Origin of the sequence: Sinorhizobium sp. BJ1 (genome assembly GCF_002531555.1) — a bacterium.
Classification (GTDB): Bacteria; Pseudomonadota; Alphaproteobacteria; order Rhizobiales; family Rhizobiaceae; genus Sinorhizobium; species Sinorhizobium fredii_B.
This window is the reverse complement of the sequence record NZ_NWTH01000003.1, coordinates 482,001-499,414: the sequence shown is the minus strand read 5'-3', so window position 1 is coordinate 499,414 and position 17,414 is coordinate 482,001. Positions and strand designations below refer to the sequence as shown.

Sequence of the window (17,414 nt, the reverse complement as noted above, 5' to 3'; positions counted from 1 at the left end):
GGCCGTACGTTCCGCCAGACGAAGCGCGCGGACGCGTCCCGGCGCTTAAAGGAGTCGAATGTCAGAAGCTGCCCTCCAGACCGCGCCCAGCTGGGACGAGGATCTCAAGCTCATTCTCGCCGCGGCGGTGGCCGCCGGCGATACGGCGCTCGGATATTTCCGAAAGTCCATCGATGTTCGCTGGAAGAACGAAGGCCGCTCTCCGGTGAGCGAGGCCGATCTCGCCGCGAACGATATCCTGAAGACAAGGCTGCTTGCCGCGCGGCCCGATTACGGCTGGCTCTCCGAGGAGACCGACGACGATGCGACGCGCCTTTCGCGCGACACCGTCTTCGTCGTCGACCCGATCGACGGCACGCGCGCCTTTATCTCCGGCAAGGACCTCTGGTGCGTCAGCGTCGCCGTCGTCCACCGGGGTCTGCCGACGGCGGGCGTGCTTTATGCACCGGCGCTCGGAGAAATCTTCCAGGCGACCCGTGACGGGGAAGCGCGAAAGAACGGCGCGGCGATTGCCGTGCGCGACCCGGTGCCCGACGAACGGCTGCAGGTGGCGATGGCCGAAGATATCGCCGGCAAGCTCGCCGTACCCTATCGCGAGCGGCTGGCACGCGTGCCGCACGTGCCGTCGCTCGCCTATCGGTTGGCGATGATCGCCGATGGCCGCATCGACGGCACGATCGTCAAGAAGAACGCGCATGACTGGGACCTGGCCGCCGCCGACCTCATTCTGGCACGGGCAGGCGGGGCGCTCCGTGGCCTCGACGGACTGCCCTTGTCCTACAATCGCCCGATTGTCAGTCATGGAGTCCTGGGCGCCGGATCCGCTCTGGCCCTGCCGGCGTTGCTGGCCGCCTCCAGGCCGTTCGACTCCCATTGACCTTTGGGTGCGAATGCCGCAAATCAACGCCGACGTTTCAAGGAACAATGGGAACACAATGGCTCAGAACACCGAGAAGAAGCAGCTTCTGCACCTCGTCTTCGGCGGCGAGTTGACGACGCTTACCGACGTGCAATTCCGCGATCTCAACAACCTCGACATCGTCGGCATCTTCCCCGATTACGAGAGCGCCCACGTTGCCTGGAAGGCCAGGGCGCAGATGACCGTCGACAACGCCCATATGCGCTACTTCATCGTCCACATGCACCGGCTGCTCGACCCGGAAAATGATTGATGAGTTGGTAAGCGCGGGTGAAAGCGAGCGTTCATGAGTAGCCTGCGCGCACGGCTTGCGCTTTCCAGCTATCGCTGGCTTGGCACGGCGATCTACCCCTTCGTCGGGCCGTATCTGGCCTTGCGGGCGGCCAAGGGCAAGGAGGATCCGGCTCGGCGCCGCGAGCGGTACGGCCATGCGAGTGCGCCGCGCCCCCCGGGGCCGCTCGTCTGGTTTCATGCCGCCAGCGTCGGCGAAACGGCTGCAGTCACCCCACTGATCAAGGAGATCCGCCGCCGCGGCATCGCCGTGGTCCTGACCACCGGCACGACGACCTCGGCGCGGGTTGCCGCCGAACGCCTGGGCACGGGCGTCATCCATCAATATGTTCCGCTCGATTTCAAGCCGGCGGTGAGCCGCTTCCTCGAATATTGGCAGCCGGATCTGGCGATCATCGCCGAGTCGGAAATCTGGCCGATGACGATTGTCGAACTGGGCCGACGCCACATTCCGCAGGTTCTCGTCAACGGGCGCCTTTCGGACCGGACCTTCGCCCGTTGGAAAAAGCGGCCGTCGCTCGCCGATGCGCTCTTCGAGAACCTCGCGCTCGTCATCGCCCAATCCGATATCGATGCGGAACGCTTCCGCACGCTCGGCGCGCTCCCGGTGATGGTTTCCGGGAATCTCAAGGTCGACACCGACGCGCCGCCGCACGATCCGCAGGTGCTGCGCGAATATTCCCAGCAGATCGGTTCGCGCAAGACCTGGGCGGCGATCTCCACCTTCGAGGGCGAGGAAGAGGCGGCGGGGGTGGTTCACCATGCCCTGAAGCAGCGCCACGGCTTGCTGACGATCGTCGTCCCGCGTCATCCCGAGCGCAGCGATGCCGTCGAAGCGGCCTTGGCGGCCAAGGGACTGAAGGTCGCGCGGCGCACGCGCGGCGATCGCCTGACGCCCGACGTCGACATTTTTCTCGGCGACACGATCGGCGAAATGGGCCTTTATCTGCGGCTGACCGAGGTCGCCTTCGTCGGCCGTTCGCTCTTCGCCGAAGGCGGGCAGAACCCGCTGGAGCCGGCCATGCTCGGCTGCGCGGTGCTTTCGGGCGCCAATGTCCAGAATTTCCGCGAGACGTACCAGATGCTCTCCAAGAACGGCAGCGCCAAGATCGTCCGCGATGTCGAAATGCTGGCGAAGGGTGTCAACTACCTGCTCGGCAACGACGATATGCGTCGTTCGATGATCGACGCGGGACTTGAAACCATGCAACAGATGCGCGGCGCACTGACGGCGACGATGAGGGGACTCGAACCCTATATCAACCCGCTGATCGTGAAGGCGCGGCTGGAGCCGCGCGCGGAAAGCTGACACCAACTTGGATGGGACCATGGCTGCGGGCAACGGCATCGCCGGCATTTTGTTCGACAAGGACGGCACGCTTCTCGACTATGTGAAGAGCTGGGTTCCCGTGAATTACGAACTGGCGCGCATCGCCGCCAGGGGCGATGAGAGCCTCGCGAGAGTTTTGCTTCAGGCCGGCGGCATGGACCCGGATACGGGCCACGTCGCGCCCGACAGCCTGCTCGCCGCCGGCAACACCGTGGAGATTGCGACAGGCATGGTCGATGCCGGTGCGTCGTTCACCGTGGAGGAATTGACGACGCTGTTCGACGGGATGTTTGCGCATTCCGCCGACTATGCGGTGCCGGTGACCGATCTAGGCGCCTTTTTCGCCGCCCTGCATGCGAAGGGCTATCGCCTCGGCGTCGCCTCGAGCGACAACGAACGGTCGATCCGGGAAACGGCCAAGCGCTTCGGTTTCGAAAACTATCTGCACTACATCGCCGGCTATGACAGCGGCTATGGCGTCAAGCCGCAGCCAGGCATGGTGCTCGGCTTCTGCGCGGCGACCGGGCTGACGCCCGAGCAGGTGGCGGTGGTCGGAGACAACAATCACGATATGCATATGGGCCGCAATGCCGGCGTCGGCATGACCATTGCGGTGCTGACAGGCACCGGCTCGCGCCAGTCGCTGGCCGAGGCTTCCGACCATTGCCTGGCCGATATCACCGAACTTGAAGCGGTGCTCTGACTCCGTTCACCCGCTTGCCTTTTTTTGCGTTCTGAAGTCTCTTGTGGCGTCGCCGGCCGGCGGCCGGCAAGAACACGGCCAGAAGCGCCTCGTGGCCGATGGAGTTAGCGAAACCGCGGAGGCAACACAGTCGAAAATGGTTTCCGAAGCGCCTCCGTTCTGGTGGACAAAGGCCGACTGGCGTGCCTATGCGCTTTGGCCCTTCTCCTGGGTCTATGGCCGCATCGCCGCAATCCGGATGGATCGGGCGCGCCGCGCCATGCCGGCCGTGCCGCTGATCTGCGTCGGCAACTTCACGGTCGGCGGGGCAGGCAAGACGCCGACCGCCATCGCGCTCGCACAGGCGGCCAAGGCGCGGGGGCTGAAGCCGGGTTTCCTCAGCCGCGGCTATGGCGGCTCGCTGGACGTCACGACGGTCGTTGATCCTGGTCATCATCGCGCCCGGGAGGTCGGCGACGAGCCGCTGCTGCTTGCGCGCGAGGCCCTGACGGTCGTTTGCCGCCGCCGCGTCGACGGTGCCCGCAGGCTCGCCGCCGAAGGCGCCGACATCATCATCATGGACGACGGCTTCCAGAGCGCTCGTCTTACCTTCGATTTCGCGCTGCTGGTGATCGATTCGGTCCGCGGCATCGGCAACGGCCATCTGGTGCCCTCCGGGCCCGTCCGCGCGCCGATCGCCGACCAGCTTCGTCACGCGACGGCGCTTCTGAAGATCGGCCACGGTCCGGCCGCCGATCGCCTCATTCGCCGCGCGGCGCGGGCCGGCAAGGCCATCTATGTCGCGGACACGGTGCGGGTGGAAGATCAATCGCTGTCCGGCGTCAAGGTTCTGGCCTGGGCGGGCATTGCCGATCCGGAGAAATTCTATCGGACGGTCCGCGAAACGGGCGCGATCGTCGAGGAGACGCGGAGCTTTCCGGATCATCACCACTTTTCCGAGGACGAGATTGCCGATCTCGTCGATCGCGCCGCAAGCCGGGGCTATACGCTGGTGACGACGGCCAAGGACATGGTCCGCCTTGAATCCGGCCACGGACGGGCGGGGGAACTGGCCGCCAGCAGCAGGGTCATCGAGATCGAGGTGCGTTTCGACGATCCCTTAGCGCCCGCCAAGATCATCGAGGCGACACTTGCCGCCGCGCGGGCACGCAAATTGCGTGCAAATGGGAAGAGTTGAAAGGCTCCTGGATCTCGGCGCAGGGCCGTCAGGACTGCTGCGTCGGTAGCGTTCCGGCACGCCGTTCCGCCTCGAGCGAGGCGGCCGCGTCGATGTAGGGCTCCTGCCGCTCCACGCTCCAATAGCGAAGCTCATCCACTGGAATGGCCTTGCCAGTCATGGCGCAGACGACATGCGAGCCGGCCAGGACGATCTGGAAGTCGCCGTCGAGATAACGGATTTTCGCTTCGCGAGAGGAATTTCCGTCAAAACGGTTCATCATTTTGCGTGTTTGCCTCGTCAATGCTCGTTGCCTGATCTCTATCCCGCCCGTGGCGAAATGACCAGTGCAATTCCGAATCCGGCGCCATCATGACTGCGAGGTCGCAACGTTCTCGCGTTCTCACAGGCGCCCGGTTTTCAGCTCCGGCCAAAGAGCCTTTCGATATCGGCGAGCTTGAGCTCTATGTAGGTCGGCCGGCCGTGGTTGCACTGCCCCGATCCGGGTGTCGCCTCCATCTGGCGGAGCAGCGCGTTCATTTCCTCCGGCCGCATGCGGCGACCGGAGCGGACGGAGCCGTGGCACGCCATGGTCGCGGCCAGATATTCGAGCCGCCCGGCAAGCCCGTTGGCCGTGTCCCATTCGGCCAGTTCGTCGGCGAGTTGCCGCACAAGCCCTGAAGCGTCCATCTCGCCGAGCATTGCCGGCGTTTCGCGCACGGCGATCGCGCCCGGCCCGAAGCGCTCGATCGAAAGCCCGAGCCGCAGGAGTTCTTCGGCATGCGCCATCAGCCGGTCGCAGTCGTCCTCGGCGAGATCGACGATCTCGGGGATGAGCAGCGCCTGTGCCGGCACTGGCCGAGAATGCAACGCCGTCCGCATCGCCTCGAACACGAGACGTTCATGCGCGGCATGCTGGTCGACGATGACGAGGCCGTCTTCGGTCTGGGCAACGATATAGTTCTCGTGGAGCTGCGCACGTGCGGCGCCAAGCGGGAAGGAGGACCCGCCGCTGCCGTTCGGGGCTTTCGTTTCGGCTGCGGCTGCCGCGGCACGTGCCGATGGCTGCGCAAAATCCGCAAATATTGCTTGCGGTGTCTCGGCAAAGCCGCGGGCGGGCTCGTCGAACTGCATCGGTCGGTAGGGCGAGGCGGCAGCCGTCCAGGGCGCCTGCGCTCGCCGCGGTTCTGGTCGGTAGGCTTCCGTGCGGAAGGCGCGCATCATTCCCTGGGCCCCGGTCGTTGCTGCCCGGGCGCCGCCGCGCGTCAAAGCCTCGCGGATCGCGCCGATGATAAGTCCGCGGATCAGCCCCGGGTCGCGGAAGCGCACGTCCGATTTGGCCGGATGGACGTTGACGTCGACGAGGGCAGGGTCGATCAGGATCGAGAGCACGGCGACCGGATAGCGCCCTTGCGGAATGGTTTCGGCATAGGCGGCGCGGATGGCGGAGAGGACGAGCTTGTCCTGCACCGGGCGCCCGTTGACAAAGGCATATTGCTGCAGCGAGTTGCCGCGGTTGAAGGTCGGCACGCCGGCAAATCCGGTGAGCCGCACCTCTTCGCGCTCCGCATCGATCTCGATGGCATTATCGCGAAAGTCCTTGCCGAGCACCTGTGCCATGCGCGCCAGCCGATCGTCGCCGGTCGCCGGAAACTCCAGGGTCGAGCGATCCGAACCGGACAGCACGAACCGCACCTTCGGAAAGGCGATCGCCATGCGGCGGACGACTTCGGAAATCGCCGCGGCTTCGGCCTTTTCCGATTTCATGAATTTGAGCCGCGCCGGCGTGGCGAAGAACAGGTCAAGCACCTCGACAACCGTCCCGACATTGGCGGGCGAAGGACGGACCGGCTCGGTCCTGCCGCCAGTCACCGAAATCGCCGCCCCCTCGCTGGCGGTCGCGGTCCGGCTGGTGATCGACAGGCGCGCCACCGATCCGATCGAGGGGAGAGCTTCGCCGCGAAAACCGAGCGTGCGGATGTCCGTGAGGGCGTCGCCGATCTTGGACGTACAATGCCGGCGGATCGCCAGTTCGAGATCGGTGGGTGACATGCCGCTGCCGTTGTCGCTCACCCGGAGCAGCGTCTTGCCGCCCCCGGCCGTCGCCACCTCGATCCTGGTCGCGCCCGCGTCGAGGGCATTTTCGATCAGTTCCTTGGCGGCGCTGGCGGGTCGCTCGATGACTTCACCGGCGGCGATCTGGTTGATGAGCGTTTCCGAGAGTTGTTTGATGGCCATGGCCCATTTTCCAGGATTCGGCGAAGGAGGGAAAGGGCTCTCGCGCCGGAATCGGCGCTCGGCCTCAGGTGGATCGGCAAAAATGGAAGCCGATTTAATTCGGCCTTAACGTTCTGCTGCGATTTTCCACAACAACCTGAATGATCACGGGTTTTGTTCTTTGGAGCATCGCGGCGTTGCTGGGCGCCGCTCGAATCCCGCCCGAAGAGTGCCGTCGAACGGCCAGCCAGCATGTCCCGAAACAAAACGCCGCTGCAGCGCCGCCAGGCGCAGGTCGCTGCAACATTTCAGATAGCTGCATGGCCTTTCAAGGAACTCATGCGGTCGGCGAGACGAGGGCAGTGTAATGAACGATGTGGCGTCGGGCGGCGCGGACATCAACAGGATCGTTCTGGAGTCGAGTTGCGATGCGCTTGGCCTTGCTCTGCTCGTCTGCGGGCGGGACGACACGATCCTCTATGCCAGCGCCTCGATGTTGCAGTTCTTCCCTGTCCAGCCTCACCTGTTGAAGACCGGTACGCGGCTTCGCGATTTTCTCGGCGCTGTCTACGATACCGGCCTGCGACCCGGAACGCTGCCCGAAAGCAGCCGGCGCCGAGCGAACCGGGAGGACTGGATCGCCGAGCAAATGGGCCTCCATTGGCGCGAGCGATACGAAAATGTCGAGCGGGCTGGACGGACGCGCTGGGTCTGCCTGCGCAAGCGCCGCCTGTCGAGCGGTATTGGCATTTTGTCGGTCAGCGACGTCTCCGACCAGAAGAAGCGCGAGGAACAGCTCCAAACCGACCTCGAACGTGTCGAACTCACCGAGCAGATCCTTGATGCGCAACCCAATCCGATCTGCGTCAAGGACCGCAATCTGCACTACATCGCCGCCAACAAGGCCTTCTGTGCCATTCACGACGTGGCGCCGGAGGCGATCCTCGGTCGTTCGGCCTGGGATGTAGTCGACGCAGAACTTGCGGAACGCTTCGAGCAGTCGGATCGGCATGTGCTGGCGACCGGACGGCCGCATTCAGAGGCTGAGCATATCGTCCGCGCCGATGGCAGCGACTTATGGGTCGTGACGCGCAAGTATCGTGTCGGCGTGCCGGGACGCCACTTCGTCGTCACCTGCATGAACGACGTCACCGACATAGCCGCCTGGTATCACGGTGCGGAAGATGGCGGCGGCAATTCGGGGCTGCAGATCCGCGACTACAGCATCTTCACCCCTGCCCAGAATTTCTACGATCCGTTCCGGGCCCTGAACGTCCAGCAGCTCGTCGAAGCCGGTTCGATGATCGAGACGCTGCCGGCCCGGGGTCTGCGCGTCCTCTTGGCGACGGCGGACAGGGAAATGGAGGCGCGGATCGTCGCACGGCTGCGCGGTTCGGGCCTCGATGCCTGCGCCGTGCGAAATCGCGACGAGCTCGAAGCTTTTGCGGCCGCCGCCGAGGACCGGAGCGTAAAGCTCGATATTTTGGCGTTGGACACGGCATTTCCGGCCAGGGGCGCCATTCTCGGCGGGTGGAAGGCTTGTCCGGTGCTCGAGATCCCGCCGGAGGCGGACGGCACCACTCTGCTCGGCGAGATCTTCAGGGCTAGCAGCGACCGGCAGCAGGCGCGTTCGCAGTTGCCGCAAGCGGATTGGGAAGTCTCTTTCGAGGGGGATGCAGCGGCCCGGACAGGGGCACCCGAGGTGGAAGTGCTCGTCGCCGAGGACAACCAGATCAACCAGTTCGTTTTCGCGCAGATACTGGACGGTCTCGGCGTCTCCTATCGGATTGCCGCGAACGGCCGGGAAGCAGTCGAACTCTGGCACGAGCTCCAGCCGTCCCTCATTCTGATGGACATATCGATGCCGGTCATGAACGGCTTCGAGGCCGCCGCGGCCATTCGCGACGCGGAACGGCAGACAGGACGCCGCACGCCCATCGTCGCCGTCACCGCCCAAGCCCTCGACATCGACCTTCAGCGGTGCGAGGCGGCGGGCCTGGACGATCACATCATGAAGCCGATCAGTCCGGATATGATCGAAGCGTTGCTGCGTAAATACATGCGCAGCGCCAGCGTGCGGATGACAGTTTGATCGGTCGGTAGCGCCGGCGACGAGCCTCGTCGCCAGATTTGACGTTCGGTCGATATAGGATTGTTAACCGCCGATTGTCATCGTCTGCTGCAAGGTTCCTTTCTTAGGCGCCATCACCCGGGAGAAACTGCCCAGCCGTTGGAATTCGGTAGCAATCCATGTCCATTGAACGTGCAATGATGCCGCTCCAAGTCTGCAAGAGTTGAGTATTACAGGAATGAGCACGTCAGCCACACAGCTATTTCCCCGGACGGACATCGGTTCCGGCCGACGGGGCGTGCTGCGTGCCGGGAGCGCACCGCAATGATGCTCGCGGAGCTCGCGACCGAACGCTATGGTCAAGAGAGGCTTCCCTCTGTCGATCCGCTGACGGGGCTGGGCAATGCCCAGCGATTGCGACACAAGGTTTGCGAGCTTGCCGCCGAACGTGCCAGCGATCCGGCCCCGTTCACCATAGGCCTCGCCAATCTCGATGGCTTCAAGCCGATCAACGATCTCTTCGGGCCGGAGGCAGGCGATCGGATCCTTTGCCAGGTGGCGCAGAGATTGACGGCCTGCGTTCCAGAAGGCGCGACGGTGATACGCACGGCCGACGACGAGTTCGCCCTGGTGCTGCCGCTGGTCTTCGAGCGCAAGGGCGCCGAGAAGCTTGGCCAGATGCTGAAGGAAATCCTCTCTGCCCCCTTCGATCTCGGCGACCGCACCGTTCGGCTGTCCGCGTCCTTCGGTTTTGCCGTCTATCCCTTTGCCGGTGCCGCGTTCGAGGATCTTTTGAAAAGCGCCGACACGGCCCTTTACCGCTCGAAACGGCGTGGACGCGGCCAGATCACGGTTTACTCGCAGGAGATCGCCCAGGAGATGAAGCGGGCGACGCAGCTTGAGCAGGCTCTGCGCAACGCGATCATCGCCGAAGAGATTGATGTTCATTTCCAGCCGATCGTCGACCTTCGCAACGACGGCGTGGTCGGTTTCGAAGCGCTCGCCAGATGGTGCGATCCGGACTTCGGCTATGTCTCGCCGTCCGTCTTTGTACCGCTGGCGGAGGAGCGCGGCTTCATCGAGGCGCTCGCCGAAATGCTGCTGCGCAAGGCGGCACAGGCGGCGTTGGCCTGGCCGAAGGAATTGTTCCTCTCTTTCAACCTGTCGTCGGCCCAATTGATGGACCCGGCGACGAGCGGCCGCCTCCTGGCCATCGTCAACAAGGTGGGCCTCGACCCGCGCCGCCTGGAGCTCGAGATCACCGAAACGGCCGTGATGGCGGATGCCGATGTGGCCCAGAAGATCGTCTCCGAATTGCGGGCGGCCGGCGTGCGCGTGTCGCTCGACGATTTCGGCACCGGACAGTCGAGCCTCTGCCGCTTGCGTGATTTCTCTTTCGACAAGGTCAAGATCGACCGCGCTTTTGTCTCGCGGATTTCAGCGGATCGCGCCTCGGAACATATCGTCAGGGCGATCGTATCGATGTGCGAGGGCCTCGAACTCGAGGTCGTCGCCGAGGGCATCGAGAATTTCTCCGAAGTGCTGAAGCTGAAAGCGCTCGGCTGCGGCATGGGACAGGGCTACTTCTACGGCAAACCGGCCGATGCGGTCGCCACCATGCGCTATCTTTCCGATCGTCACCGCGATACCGCTGTGGCGCGCTGACGGTCGTCCGCAGCGTCATCGATCTGTGAACGGTCGCGCGCACCTTCTCTCAGCAACCAGTCCCGAATCCGCCCCGCCTGGCTGTTGAGTTCGCGCGATCTCGGCCAGACGACGTAAAAGGCCTGGCCGGTCCTGAGCACGTGCCCTCCAACCGGTACGAGGGCACCGGAGCGCACCTGTCCGGCGATCAGATGGTCCCAGCCAAGCGCGATGCCTTCGCCGGCAAGCACGGCCTGGATCACCAGAACATAGTCGTTGATCGCCAGCCGCTTGCCCTGTGCCGGATAGGCGATGCCGGCACTGGCGAACCACTCGGTCCAGTCACAGGCGCGCCTGACCGGCTCTTCGAGGTGGATGAGGCTATGCCGCAGAAGATCCGCCGGCGTCTCGGGCATGCCATGCGCCTCGATATAGGATGGCGTCGCCACGGCATTGATCACCTCGTCGGCCAGCAACGCGGCGTGGTAGCGCGGCCATTGGCCGGGATCGCCGCCGCGAATACCCAAGGGTATGGGCTCTTCGTCGAGATCCAGATCGCGCACGCCTGTCTGGATGCGAAGGTCGATCTCCGGCAGATCCTCGCGCAGCCGGGTGAGGCGCGGCAGCATCCACATGGAGGCGAAGGCCGTCGACGCGGCCAAGGTGACGTTCGTCTCGCGGCCCTTGGCGCGAATGTCTTCCGCCGACTTCTGGATGCGCGCCAGCCCGACCGACACATCGGCATGGAACTTCTCGCCGGCCTCGGTGAGTTCGACGGCCCTGTGTACGCGATGGAAGAGCGAAACGCCGAGCTGGTCCTCAAGACCTCTTATGGCATAGGAGACCGCCGCCTGCGTCATGCCGAGCTCGCTGGCGGCGCGGGTGAAGTTCTGATGGCGGCCGGCCGCCTCGAAGATGATGAGGCTGGCGGCGGACGGGAGCAGGCGGCGCAGGCTTTCCATAAATAGTGCTTATATCATGCTTAGAATTTTTCCAGCGTTACAATGGTCTTTCCGGAACATACCATCATCGCAAATCATGGGAGGACGACGATGGCATTGGCAAGCGCGGGGGCCGGCGAGGTCACGAAGCGAACGCGAGGCGGACGGCCGCATCGGCGGGAAGGCGGCGCCAGAAATCTCGGCGTTCCCTATATCGTCCGCAACATACCAACTTACGACATCCTCGGGGAGGAGAGCCTGGAGCGGATCGAACGGACCGCCGATCGCATTCTCGCCGAGGTGGGTATTGAATTCCGCGACGATCCGGCGGTCCTCGACCACTGGCGGCGCGCTGGCGCGAAGCTCGACGGCGTCCGCGTCACCTTCGAGCCCGGCATGCTGAAGGAGATCGTCCGCTCGGCGCCCTCGCAATTCACCCAGCACGCCCGCAATCCCGCCCGCAGCGTCGAAATCGGCGGCCGAAACGTCGTCTTTTCCCCGGCTTACGGCTCTCCATTCGTCATGGATCTCGATAAGGGCAGGCGCTACGGCACGATCGAAGATTTCCGCAATCTGGTGAAGCTCGCCCAGTCGAGCCCTTGGTTGCACCATTCCGGTGGAACGATCTGCGAGCCGGTCGACGTGCCGGTCAACAAGCGCCATCTCGATATGGTCTACAGCCACATCAAATATTCCGACCGTGCCTTCATGGGCTCGATCACCGCCGAGGAGCGGGCCGAGGATTCGATCGAGATGGCCCGCCTCCTCTTCGGTGTCGAATTCGTCGACAACAACTGCGTCATCCTCGGCAACGTCAACGTCAACTCGCCACTCGTCTGGGACGGGACGATGACGAAGTCGTTGCGCGCCTATGCGCGTGCCAATCAGGCAGCGGTCATCGTCCCTTTCATCCTCGGCGGCGCCATGGGGCCGGTCACCAATGCCGGCGCCATCGCCCAGTCCTACGCCGAAACGCTTGCCGGCTGCGCGCTGACGCAGTTGGAGCGCAAGGGCGCCCCGGTGATCTTCGGCAATTTCCTATCGTCGATGTCGCTCCGCTCAGGCTCGCCGACCTTCGGCACGCCCGAACCGGCGATCGGCAGCATGGTCGTCGGCCAGCTCGCACGCCGGCTGGGACTGCCGTTGCGCTGCGCCGGCAACTTCTCCAATTCGAAGCGGCCGGACGCGCAGGCGATGCAGGAAGGCGTCATGTCGATGCTGTCGGCCGTCCATTGCGGCGCGAATTTCATCCTGCATTCCGCCGGCTTCGTCGACGGTCTGCTCGCCATGTCCTACGAAAAATTCGTGATGGATACCGACTTCTGCGGCGCCCTCCACTCCTATCTCGCCGGCGTCGTCGTCGACGACAATTCGCTTGCCATGGATGCGTTTGTGGAAGTGGGGCCGGGAAGTCATTTCCTTGGCTGCGAGCATACGATGCGCAACTATCAGACCGCCTTCTGGGACAGTGCGCTGTCCGATAACGAGCCGTTCGAGAAATGGGTCGAGGAGGGAGAAACCGACATGGCGCTGCGTGCCAATCGTTCCTGGAAGAAGACGCTTGCCGAATACGAAGCGCCGCCCTTGGATGCGGCGATCGACGAAGCGCTGGTTGACTATGTCGCCAGACGCAAGGCGAGCATGGCGGACGCCTGGTATTAACGTGGAGACGGTTTTCGGATCAATCCCGCAGGAAGTGGGCCGCAGGCGGAGCTCCAAGCGACGAGACTCGCAACGCCCGAGGACGCGCCGAGACACGCCTGTTCTCGTCTGACAAAAAAGCGGCGCCGTTGAGCGCCGCTTTCTGTTTTGGCCAGTCGGCCCGCATCTGGCTTACTGCTGAGGTGCGGGTTCGGCCGGAGCCGGTGCCGGTGCCGGGGTCGTGCCGGTGGCCGAGGTGGTCGACGTATCGACCGGCTGTGCTGCATTGCGCTCAGCCATCAACTGCGACTTCGTCTTGAATTCCGGCGCTGCCTTAAGCGACTCCGCCGTTTCGGTCGTGGTCAGCTTCAGGGCATCCGAGTCTGGCTGTTCGGTGACTTCGATGCTTTCGAAGGGAACCGCGACGTTCTTCTCACCGATTCCGAGGAAACCGCCGACGCCGACGACAGCAGCAGCGATACCGCCTTCCTTCTTGATGATCAGGTCGTTGATCTCGCCGATGCTTTCATCGTTGGGGTTGTGCACCGATTGACCGATATAGGTGTTGGCGGAAATCTGGTCCGCGGCCTGCTCGGTCAAGTAGCCGGATCCGGCAGCCATGTCGGTCGTCTTGTCCGCAGGAGCCGGTGTCTGCGCCTGATCAGCCGGTGCCGGTGTTACCGGCGGCGTTGCCGGAGCAGGGTCCATGGTCTGCGTCTCGGGCGCCGGGGCAGGCGGTGTGGTGGTTTCCTGCGCGAAGCTCATCGGAGCGACGGCAACGCCCACGAGAAGCGCGCCGGCGGCAACGGAAGATATAAATTTGTCGGTCATATCAGTCTGCCTTTCGTTGACGTTGTCGGGCAAGGCGCAGCCCCGAGTGCTCCCGGTTTGTGCTGCGCCGGTGGTACTCAAGCAACGTCCGGCAGCGAAAACTGTTCCGGAAAAAATGAAAATCTGAAGCTGCTGGTTGTCTCGACTCCAAGCCTGCTCAACCCAGCGGTATAAGGCGATTTAGCGCGGACGCGGACCGCGCCAGGGCGACCCAATCTCATCTCGGACGAACAGAAAACGCCGCGTGTCGAAGCCGGCACGCGGCGCCCAGATATCCCTGGCCAAAGGGCTTCAGTGGCTCTCGCGATGCACCTCGCTGCCGCTACTGCCGACGAGAAAATCGAGGTCGGCACCCTTGTCGGCCTGCAGCACGGTGTCGTGATAGAGCTTGTAGTAGCCGCGCTGCCATTTTTGCTCCGGCGGCTGCCAGGCCGCCCTTCGAGCCGCGAATTCCTCCTCGCTGATCAGGAGGTTCAATTCGCCCTTCATGGCGTCGAGCCGGATGCGGTCGCCGGTCTTGACGATCGCCAGCGGACCGCCGGCATTGGCTTCCGGGCTGACATGCAGCACGACGGTGCCGAAAGCGGTGCCGGACATGCGCGCATCCGAGATCCGCACCATGTCGCGAACCCCCTTTTCGACGAGCCGGCGCGGGATCGGCATATTGCCAACCTCGGCCATGCCGGGATAGCCCTTCGGGCCGCAGCCCTTCAGCACCAGGATCGTATCCTCGGTGACCGGCAGGTCCGGATCGTCGATCTTCGCCTTGAGGTCTTCGATGGTTTCGAAGACATAGGCCGGGCCTTCATGGGCAAGCAGGTGTTCGCTTGCCGCCGACGGCTTGATCACAGCCCCGTTCGGCGCCAGGTTGCCCTTCAGCACCCGGATGCCCGCGGCAGCGCGGAGCGGATTGTCGAGCGGCCGAATGACGTCGTCGTTGTAGACCTCCGCATCCTCCCAATATTTGCTGATCGGGACGCCGAACACAGTCGGGGCATCGGCATGCATCAGGTGCTGTATGCGGTTCATCACCGCCGGCAGGCCGCCCGCATAGGCGAGGTCCTCGATCAGGTACTTGCCCGACGGCATGCAGTTGACGATACAGGGCACCTGGCCGCCGACGCGGTCGAAATCCTCCAGACAGAGATCGACACCGGCGCGTCCGGCGATCGCCAGAAGGTGCACGACGGCGTTGGTTGATCCGCCGACGGCGGCATTGGCGATGATGCCGTTCTCGAAGTTCTTCCGCGTCAGGATCTTCGAGAGTCTCAAATCCTCGTGCACCATGTCGACGATCCGCTTGCCGGTCATGTGCGCCAGCGCCATGCGGCGCGCGTCGACGGCCGGCAGCGCCGCATTGGTCGGCAGCGACAGGCCCATCGCCTCGACCACCGAGGCCATGGTGGTCGCCGTGCCCATCGTCATGCAGACGCCGGGAGAGCGTGACATGCCGCTTTCGGCGGCCATGAACTCCTGCAGACTCATGTCGCCGGCACGCACCGCTTCGGAGAATTTCCACACATCGGTGCCCGAACCGATATCCTTGCCCTTCCATTTGCCGTTGAGCATCGGCCCGGAGGAAACAACGATTGTCGGCAGATCGACGGAGGCCGCACCCATCAACTGGCCTGGCGTCGTCTTGTCGCAGCCGCCAAGAAGCACCACGCCATCGATGCCGTAGGCGCGGATCGCCTCTTCCACGTCCATCGCCAGGAGATTGCGGAACAGCATGGCCGTCGGTCGCATCTGCGTTTCGCCGAGCGACGAGACGGGAAATTCGACCGGGAAGCCGCCGGCCTCCCAGACGCCGCGCTTGACGCCCTCTGCGAGGATGCGCAGGTGGCTGTTGCAGGGCGTCAGCTCGGACCAGGTGTTACAGATGCCGATGATTGGCCGGCCGTCGAAGACATGATCCGGAAATCCCTGGTTCTTCATCCAGGACCGGTGAATGAAGCCATCCTTGTCTGTGCCGCCGTACCAGTGCCGGCTTCTCAGGTCTTTCTTCTTTTCGCTCATCCGAGCACTCCCTTTCCACGCGCGATTCATCGCATGGATTAATTGTATGACTTTTTCTCGGCGCCGCCAGCATTTGTTCAACTTGGTGACGCCGAATGAAAGGATCGCCTGCCGCCGGTATTCCTAACTCTAGAGCCGGAACGACGGCTCTAAGCGGCCCGTGACTTCGATGCCGAGCTCGAAGGTCTTGCCGGCGTTGGGATCGGCGGAGTGTGCCGCGTCGTCGAGATCCTGCCATGCCGAGGTGACCAGCAGCCTGTCTGCCCTCACGCCGATGAAGGCCGGGCAACTCGGCTGTGTCGCCGGAACGGCATAGCGGGCGACCTTCCGGCCGTCGGGCTTGTACACCTCGATGGCGCCGGCACCCCAGCGCGCGTTCCAGATCAGGCCGTCGGCATCGCAGACCGAGCCGTCGATCCCGCCCGGTGCGGCGCTTTCGTCGGAAAGAATGACGGCGTCGCCGGTCGGCAGTGCCGTTGCCGGGTCGATGGCGACGCGCATCAGGTGATTGACGTCCGTGTCGGTGAAATAGGCGATGGCGCCATCCGGCGAAAAGCAGATCCCGTTCGGGATGGTGATGTTGCTGTAGAGCTTGGTTATCCGATTGCCGGCGACGTGATAAATCGCGCCGGCATGCTTCTCGGCACTCCGCCCCATCGTGCCGATCCACAGCGCGCCCGAGGCATGGACGCGTCCGTCATTGGAGCGATTGCCCGGCTTGTCCTCAAGCGTTGCGAAGGGGCTGAGCTTGAAGCTTGCCGTGTCGCGGACAAACAGACCCTGGTCCGATGCGATCAATTGCCGGCCGGGATCGATGGTGGCCAGCACGCTGCCGAGAAAGGGCAGGGGATGAATGGTCTTGTGCCCGCTTTCGAGATGGAGCTCGTGCAGCTCCTGGCCCTTGATATTGAACCACCAGGCGGTATCGGTGCGGGGATCGTAGGTTGGGCCTTCGCCGAGCTCGGAGGCGAAATCGCAGAGGATGCGGCCGGAAAAGGCGGCGAGGTCGGTCATTCCTGGCCTCCATAGACGGCATCATAGGCCGCGAGCGTGGCTACCGCCCGCTGCCTGACATCCGCAGCACTCATTCCGGGCTTATAGAGGCTCGAGCCTAGTCCGAAGCTGCGCACGCCGATCTTGGCGTAGTCGGCGAAATTGGTCTCCGAGACGCCGCCGACGGCGGCGATCTCCAGATCGCGCGGAAGCACCGCGCGGATCGCCGCGATGCCGGAAGGCCCGAGGACGCTCGCCGGGAAGAATTTCAGGCCGCTCGCACCCGCCGCCACAGCCGCGAGCGCCTCCGTCGGCGTGAAGACGCCAGGCATCGTCACCATGCCCTTCGCCGCGGCAAGCCGAATGACCGATGGTTCGACATTGGGACTGACCATGAGGCGCCCGCCGACGTCGTCAAGCTGTTCGACGTCAGCCGTCGTCAACACCGTGCCGGCGCCGATAAGGCAATGGGCCGGCGCCATCTTCACCGCTGTTTCGATGGATCGGAAAGGGTCGGGCGAATTCAGCGGAATCTCGATCGCCGTAAAGCCCGTTTCGATCAACGCGCCGACGACGCTTTCAGTCTCCTCTGGCTTCAACCCGCGCAAGATCGCAATCAGCGGATATTTCATCGGTGGCAAGGGAATGCGGTTCATCATCT

General features: G+C 63.9%; 15 protein-coding genes. 8 read left to right on the top strand and 7 right to left on the bottom strand.

The window, feature by feature from the left end; all coding sequences use genetic code 11:
• Window positions 1-58: 58 nt before the first annotated feature.
• From CO676_RS05810 to lpxK, 5 genes are all read left to right on the top strand, one after another.
• Window positions 59-877: a 3'(2'),5'-bisphosphate nucleotidase CysQ gene (locus CO676_RS05810; RefSeq protein ID WP_097519904.1), complete on the top strand. Its 819-nt coding sequence runs from the start codon at window positions 59-61 to the stop codon at window positions 875-877.
• A gap of 58 nt (window positions 878-935) precedes the next feature.
• Window positions 936-1,172, top strand: coding sequence for a DUF4170 domain-containing protein (locus CO676_RS05805; RefSeq protein ID WP_014761309.1), 237 nt, complete (start codon window positions 936-938; stop codon window positions 1,170-1,172).
• A gap of 33 nt (window positions 1,173-1,205) precedes the next feature.
• Window positions 1,206-2,519, top strand: coding sequence for a lipid IV(A) 3-deoxy-D-manno-octulosonic acid transferase (waaA, locus tag CO676_RS05800; protein ID WP_097519903.1), 1,314 nt, complete (start codon window positions 1,206-1,208; stop codon window positions 2,517-2,519).
• Window positions 2,520-2,538: 19 nt separating this feature from the next.
• A complete protein-coding gene (locus tag CO676_RS05795; protein WP_097519902.1) occupies window positions 2,539-3,243 on the top strand; it encodes an HAD family hydrolase in 705 nt (234 codons plus the stop codon).
• 136 nt (window positions 3,244-3,379) lie between these two features.
• The gene (gene lpxK, locus CO676_RS05790; RefSeq protein WP_097519957.1) at window positions 3,380-4,420 is read left to right on the top strand and encodes a tetraacyldisaccharide 4'-kinase; all 1,041 of its coding nucleotides are present in this window, start codon (window positions 3,380-3,382) and stop codon (window positions 4,418-4,420) included.
• A 28-nt stretch (window positions 4,421-4,448) separates the two neighbouring features.
• Here lpxK and CO676_RS05785 read toward each other — a convergent pair whose 3' ends face one another.
• Both CO676_RS05785 and mutL read right to left on the bottom strand, forming a co-directional pair.
• Entirely contained in the window at window positions 4,449-4,682 is a 234-nt protein-coding gene (locus CO676_RS05785; protein ID WP_014761313.1) for a DUF2093 domain-containing protein, read from the bottom strand.
• A 137-nt stretch (window positions 4,683-4,819) separates the two neighbouring features.
• Window positions 4,820-6,637 carry a DNA mismatch repair endonuclease MutL gene (gene mutL, locus CO676_RS05780; RefSeq protein ID WP_097519901.1) on the bottom strand — a complete coding sequence of 606 codons (1,818 nt, stop codon included), beginning with the start codon at window positions 6,635-6,637 and terminating at the stop codon, window positions 4,820-4,822.
• Window positions 6,638-6,983: 346 nt separating this feature from the next.
• Between mutL and CO676_RS05775 the strand changes: the two genes are divergently transcribed.
• Both CO676_RS05775 and CO676_RS05770 read left to right on the top strand, forming a co-directional pair.
• Window positions 6,984-8,708, top strand: coding sequence for a response regulator (locus CO676_RS05775; RefSeq protein ID WP_014761315.1), 1,725 nt, complete (start codon window positions 6,984-6,986; stop codon window positions 8,706-8,708).
• Window positions 8,709-9,011: 303 nt separating this feature from the next.
• Entirely contained in the window at window positions 9,012-10,352 is a 1,341-nt protein-coding gene (locus CO676_RS05770) for an EAL domain-containing protein (protein ID WP_014761316.1), read from the top strand.
• Here the strand turns inward: CO676_RS05770 and CO676_RS05765 are convergent.
• On the bottom strand, window positions 10,325-11,293 hold the full coding sequence (locus tag CO676_RS05765; RefSeq protein WP_014761317.1) for a LysR substrate-binding domain-containing protein: 969 nt from the start codon (window positions 11,291-11,293) through the stop codon (window positions 10,325-10,327). The two genes, CO676_RS05770 and CO676_RS05765, sit on opposite strands and share 28 nt — an antisense overlap.
• 90 nt (window positions 11,294-11,383) lie before the next feature.
• On the opposite strand from CO676_RS05765, the gene CO676_RS05760 reads away from it, so the two are divergent.
• On the top strand, window positions 11,384-12,934 hold the full coding sequence (locus CO676_RS05760) for a trimethylamine methyltransferase family protein (protein ID WP_097519900.1): 1,551 nt from the start codon (window positions 11,384-11,386) through the stop codon (window positions 12,932-12,934).
• 171 nt (window positions 12,935-13,105) lie between these two features.
• Here CO676_RS05760 and CO676_RS05755 read toward each other — a convergent pair whose 3' ends face one another.
• The 4 genes from CO676_RS05755 to CO676_RS05740 all read right to left on the bottom strand — a co-directional run bounded on the left by CO676_RS05755 (window position 13,106) and on the right by CO676_RS05740 (window position 17,409).
• Window positions 13,106-13,744: a PRC-barrel domain-containing protein gene (locus CO676_RS05755; RefSeq protein ID WP_041414920.1), complete on the bottom strand. Its 639-nt coding sequence runs from the start codon at window positions 13,742-13,744 to the stop codon at window positions 13,106-13,108.
• Window positions 13,745-14,035: 291 nt separating this feature from the next.
• Window positions 14,036-15,760 carry an IlvD/Edd family dehydratase gene (locus CO676_RS05750; protein ID WP_014761320.1) on the bottom strand — a complete coding sequence of 575 codons (1,725 nt, stop codon included), beginning with the start codon at window positions 15,758-15,760 and terminating at the stop codon, window positions 14,036-14,038.
• A 129-nt stretch (window positions 15,761-15,889) separates the two neighbouring features.
• The gene (locus CO676_RS05745) at window positions 15,890-16,774 is read right to left on the bottom strand and encodes an SMP-30/gluconolactonase/LRE family protein (RefSeq protein ID WP_097519899.1); all 885 of its coding nucleotides are present in this window, start codon (window positions 16,772-16,774) and stop codon (window positions 15,890-15,892) included.
• Window positions 16,771-17,409 carry a 2-dehydro-3-deoxy-6-phosphogalactonate aldolase gene (locus tag CO676_RS05740; protein WP_097519898.1) on the bottom strand — a complete coding sequence of 213 codons (639 nt, stop codon included), beginning with the start codon at window positions 17,407-17,409 and terminating at the stop codon, window positions 16,771-16,773. Before CO676_RS05740 ends, CO676_RS05745 begins: the two co-directional genes overlap by 4 nt.
• Window positions 17,410-17,414 lie beyond the last annotated feature (5 nt).